Source organism: Streptomyces thermovulgaris, from assembly GCF_002155915.1.
GTDB lineage: Bacteria > Actinomycetota > Actinomycetes > Streptomycetales > Streptomycetaceae > Streptomyces > Streptomyces thermovulgaris.
Window position 1 is genome coordinate 191 of record NZ_MUME01000248.1, and the last position, 4,124, is coordinate 4,314.

At 71.6% G+C, this 4,124-nt stretch carries 4 protein-coding genes; all 4 read left to right on the forward strand.

Annotated features, from left to right (window positions below; genetic code table 11):
* Positions 1 to 619 (forward strand): response regulator transcription factor (locus CCN35_RS19300; RefSeq protein WP_086793713.1); only part of this gene is annotated, 619 nt, incomplete at its 5' end.
* Positions 616 to 2,079 (forward strand): HAMP domain-containing sensor histidine kinase, encoded by a 1,464-nt coding sequence (locus tag CCN35_RS19305; RefSeq protein ID WP_067397168.1) that lies wholly within the window; start codon positions 616 to 618, stop codon positions 2,077 to 2,079. The genes CCN35_RS19300 and CCN35_RS19305, both read left to right, overlap by 4 nt.
* A 194-nt stretch (positions 2,080 to 2,273) precedes the next feature.
* Entirely contained in the window at positions 2,274 to 2,480 is a 207-nt protein-coding gene (locus CCN35_RS27790) for a hypothetical protein (RefSeq protein ID WP_158100420.1), read from the forward strand.
* A 6-nt stretch (positions 2,481 to 2,486) separates the two neighbouring features.
* Positions 2,487 to 4,124: ABC transporter ATP-binding protein (locus CCN35_RS19310; RefSeq protein WP_245863283.1), on the forward strand; the 1,638-nt coding region annotated here is incomplete at its 3' end.

The following is a 4,124-nucleotide window of genomic DNA, read 5'->3' on the forward strand; positions in this document are numbered from 1 at the left end:
CGCCGTCGACGGCGCGGACGCGCTGGACAAGGCGAGCACCTACAAGCCCGACCTGGTGGTCCTCGACATCCAGATGCCCCGGATGGACGGCCTGACCGCGGCCCGCCGCATCCGCGGCGCCGGGGACACCACCCCCATCCTGATGCTGACCGCCCGCGACACCATCGGCGACCGGGTCACCGGCCTGGACGCCGGCGCGGACGACTACCTGGTCAAGCCGTTCGAGCTGGACGAGCTGTTCGCCCGCATCCGGGCGCTGCTGCGCCGCATCTCCTACGCGGCGGCCGTGGCGGGCACGGCCCAGGAGGGCGAGGTCCTGACCTTCGCCGACCTGCGCATGGACCTGGTCACCCGTGAGGTCACACGCGGCGGCCGGCAGGTGGAGCTGACCCGTACGGAGTTCAACCTGCTGGAGATGTTCATGGCCCATCCGCGCCAGGTGCTCACCCGTGAGCAGATCCTGAAGGCGGTCTGGGGCTTCGACTTCGAGCCCTCGTCGAACTCCCTCGACGTCTACGTCATGTATCTGCGCCGCAAGACGGAGGCCGGCGGCGAGCCGCGTCTGGTGCACACCGTCCGCGGAGTCGGGTACGTGCTGCGACAGGACGGCGCCGAGTGAGGACGGTCGTCCGCCGGTTCCGTACGCTGCCGATCCGCTCCCGCCTGGCCCTGCTGGTGGCGGCGACGGTGGCGTTCGCGGTGGCGGCGGTCTCCCTGACGTGCTGGTACTTCGTGCAGGGGAAGCTGTACGACGAGGTCGACGCCCGGCTCTCGAGCTACGGCAGGGTGACCGCCGCCACGGCGACGGCGCTGATCGCCCGGTGCTCGCAGACGACGGACGACTCCTCGGAGGACATGCAGCGCTCGAACCTCTATGTGCAGCTGGTGACGTCGGAGGGCAAGTTCTGCGTGGAACCCTGGTCCCCGGGGGTGATCAAGGTCACGCAGGAGGACCGGAAGGTGGCCGCCGCCCCCGATGTGCGCGAGCGCACCTTCCACACCACCACCGACACCCGGGGCGACACCATCCGGGTGATGACCGTCCCCGTCCCGACGGGCCCCGGCCCCGACGCCGAGGCGGTCCCGGGCATCGCCTTCATGCTCGGCCTGTCCCTCGAGGACACCGAGAACACCCTCGGCGACCTGGCCCTGCTGCTCCTCCTCGTCTCCGGCGTGGGGGTCCTCGGCTCCGGAGCCGCCGGTCTCGCGGTCGCCCGGGCGGGTCTGCGCCCGGTGGACAAGCTCACCCAGGCGGTGGAGCACGTGGCCCGCACCGAGGACCTGGCGATCCGCATCCCCGTGGAGGACGACAGCGAGGACGAGATCGCCCGTCTGTCCCGCTCCTTCAACTCCATGACCTCGGCCCTCGCCAGCTCCCGGGACCTGCAGAAACAGCTGATCGCGGACGCGGGGCACGAGCTGCGCACCCCGCTGACCTCGCTCCGTACGAACATCGAGCTGCTCACCCGCAGCGAGGAGACCGGCCGCCCGCTCCCCGAGGCCGACCGCAAGGCGCTGCTCGCCTCGGTCAAGGCCCAGATGACCGAGCTGGCCTCCCTGATCGGCGACCTTCAGGAACTGTCCCGCTCGGAGGGACAGCGGGGCGAACGGGTCGAGATCATCGGCTTCCACGACACCGTGGAGGCGGCGCTGCGCCGCGCCCGGCTGCGCGGTCCGGAGCTGAGCATCGTGGCGGACCTGTCCCCCTGGTACGTACGGGCGGAGCCGTCCGCGCTGGAGCGAGCGGTCGTCAACATCCTCGACAACGCGGTGAAGTTCAGCCCCGAGGGGGGCACGATCGAGGTCGTCCTCCACCAGGGCACCCTCACCGTCCGCGACCACGGCCCCGGCATCCCCGCCGAGGAACTCCCCTACGTCTTCGACCGCTTCTGGCGCTCCCCGAGCGCCCGCGCCCTTCCCGGCTCGGGCCTCGGCCTGTCCATCGTGGCCCGCACGGTCCAGCAGGCCGGCGGCGAGGTCGCCCTGACCCCGGCGGAGGGCGGCGGCACGGTGGCGACGGTGCGTCTTCCGGGCGCTCCCGTCCCGCCGCCGGAGGGACCGTACGGAACGGGCGCCTGAACAGGCGTGACGCCCCCGCCGAGGGCACGCGCCACGCCGGTTCCCGGGGCGCTTTGGGTGCTCCGCGGACCGGCCGCCCCGGCCCGTTCCCCCTTCCACCGGGAAGAAATTTGTACTGATTCAACCGAAACGCCATCCCGATCCGCCCCTGCGCCGTACCCACTACGAAGGCACTTTCAATCAGGAGGAATGACATGGCGTTCTTCGATGCGCTCTTCCCCACCGTGAACCGCGGACGTGACGACGACGACTACGGCTATGGGCGCCATGGCCGCGGCGGCTGGGGCGACGGATACGGACGCGGCGGGCATGGACGCGGCGGCCACGGACGCGGCGGCCACGGACGCGGCGGCCACGGACGCGGCGGACGTGGCGGACACGGCGGACGCGGCGGACGCTGATGACCAGTGCCCGCTGGTGACAAGGAGCGGAGCGGACCGGCGGCCGATGGCACCGGTCCGCTTCGTCGGTATGTGCTGCGGCGCCTGCTGTCGGCGGACCCGGACCCCGATGCCGTGGTCGCCGAGGCCCCGCCGCTGCCGCCACGTGTGATCTTCCGGCGTTTCTGGCCCTACACCCGGGGACACCGGCTCTGGTTCGTGCCGCTCCTGCTGCTCAGCCTGCTGGCGCCCCTCGTCTCCGTGGCCGAGCTGTGGCTGTTCAAGACCGTGGTGGACGGGGTGCTCGTTCCCCGGGACCTGGCGCCCTTCCTCTGGATCGCACCGGCCTTCCTCGGGCTCGTCGTCGTCTCCGCCGTCCTGGACTTCGTCGACAGCATGGCCTCCACCTACGTCAGCGAGCGCTTTCTGCTCTCCCTGCGCTCCGACGTCTTCCGGCATGTGCAGCGGCAGTCCCCGGGATTCTTCGAGCGGCGGCGGCTGGGGGACGTGCTCGCGCGGATCACCGGGGACGTGGACGCCATCGAGATGTTCCTGCTCTCGGGCGTGCTGGACATCCTCTACAACCTGCTCCAGCTGGGCATCTTCATCGGTCTGCTCTTCTATCTGAGCTGGGACCTCACCTTCCTCGCCATCGTCATCGTGCCCCTGTTCTGGGGGGCCGCCCGCCACTTCTCCCGGCTGATCAAACGGGCGTCGCGGGAGAGCAGCCGCCGCAGCGGCTCGCTCAGCGCGGTCGCCGAGGAGTCGCTGGGCCAGGTGACCCTGGTCCAGGCGTACAACCAGCAGGACCGGGAGCAGCGCCGCTTCGAGCGCGAGAACCTCGGCGAGTTCAACGCCACGATGGCCGCGACACGGATCCGGGCGGTCTACCGGCCCCTGGTGGAGCTCATCGAGGTGGGCGGCGGCCTCGCCGTCATGGGCTTCGGCACCTGGAAGCTGGCCCAGGGGTACCTCACCCTGGGCGAACTGCTGGTCTTCCTGGCACTGATCGGCAAGCTCTACAGCCCGATCCGCGAGCTCTCCCGTCTCGGCCCCGCCTTCTACGCCGCCTCCGCCTCCGCCGAGCGCATCGTGGAGCTGCTCGACCAGCAGCCCGACGTCCGCGAGGCCCCGAACGCCCGGCGGATCGGCCGGGTCCGCGGCGAGATCGAGTTCGACGGCGTGTCCTTCCGCTACCCCGGCGCCTCCCGCCGGGCGCTGTCCGACGTGTCGTTCCGCGTCCGCCCCGGCGAGACCCTGGCCCTGGTGGGGGCGAGCGGAGCCGGGAAGTCCACGGTGGCCAAGCTGCTGCTGCGCTTCCACGACCCGGACCGGGGCGCCGTCCTCCTCGACGGCACCGATCTGCGGGAGCCGGCCCTGGCCGACGTGCGCGACAACATCGCGGTGGTGCTGCAGGAGACACTCGTCCTGCACGGCACGGTGCGGGAGAACATCGCCTACGGCCGGCCCGACGCGACCGACGCCGAGATCGTGGAGGCCGCCCGTGCCGCCGACGCCGACGCCTTCATCCGCCTGCTGCCGGACGGCTACGACACCGTGGTCGGCCAGCGCGGCCTGATGCTGTCCGGCGGCCAGCGCCAGCGTCTCGCCATCGCCCGCGCGATGATCAGGGACGCGCCCGTGCTGCTCCTGGACGAGCCCACC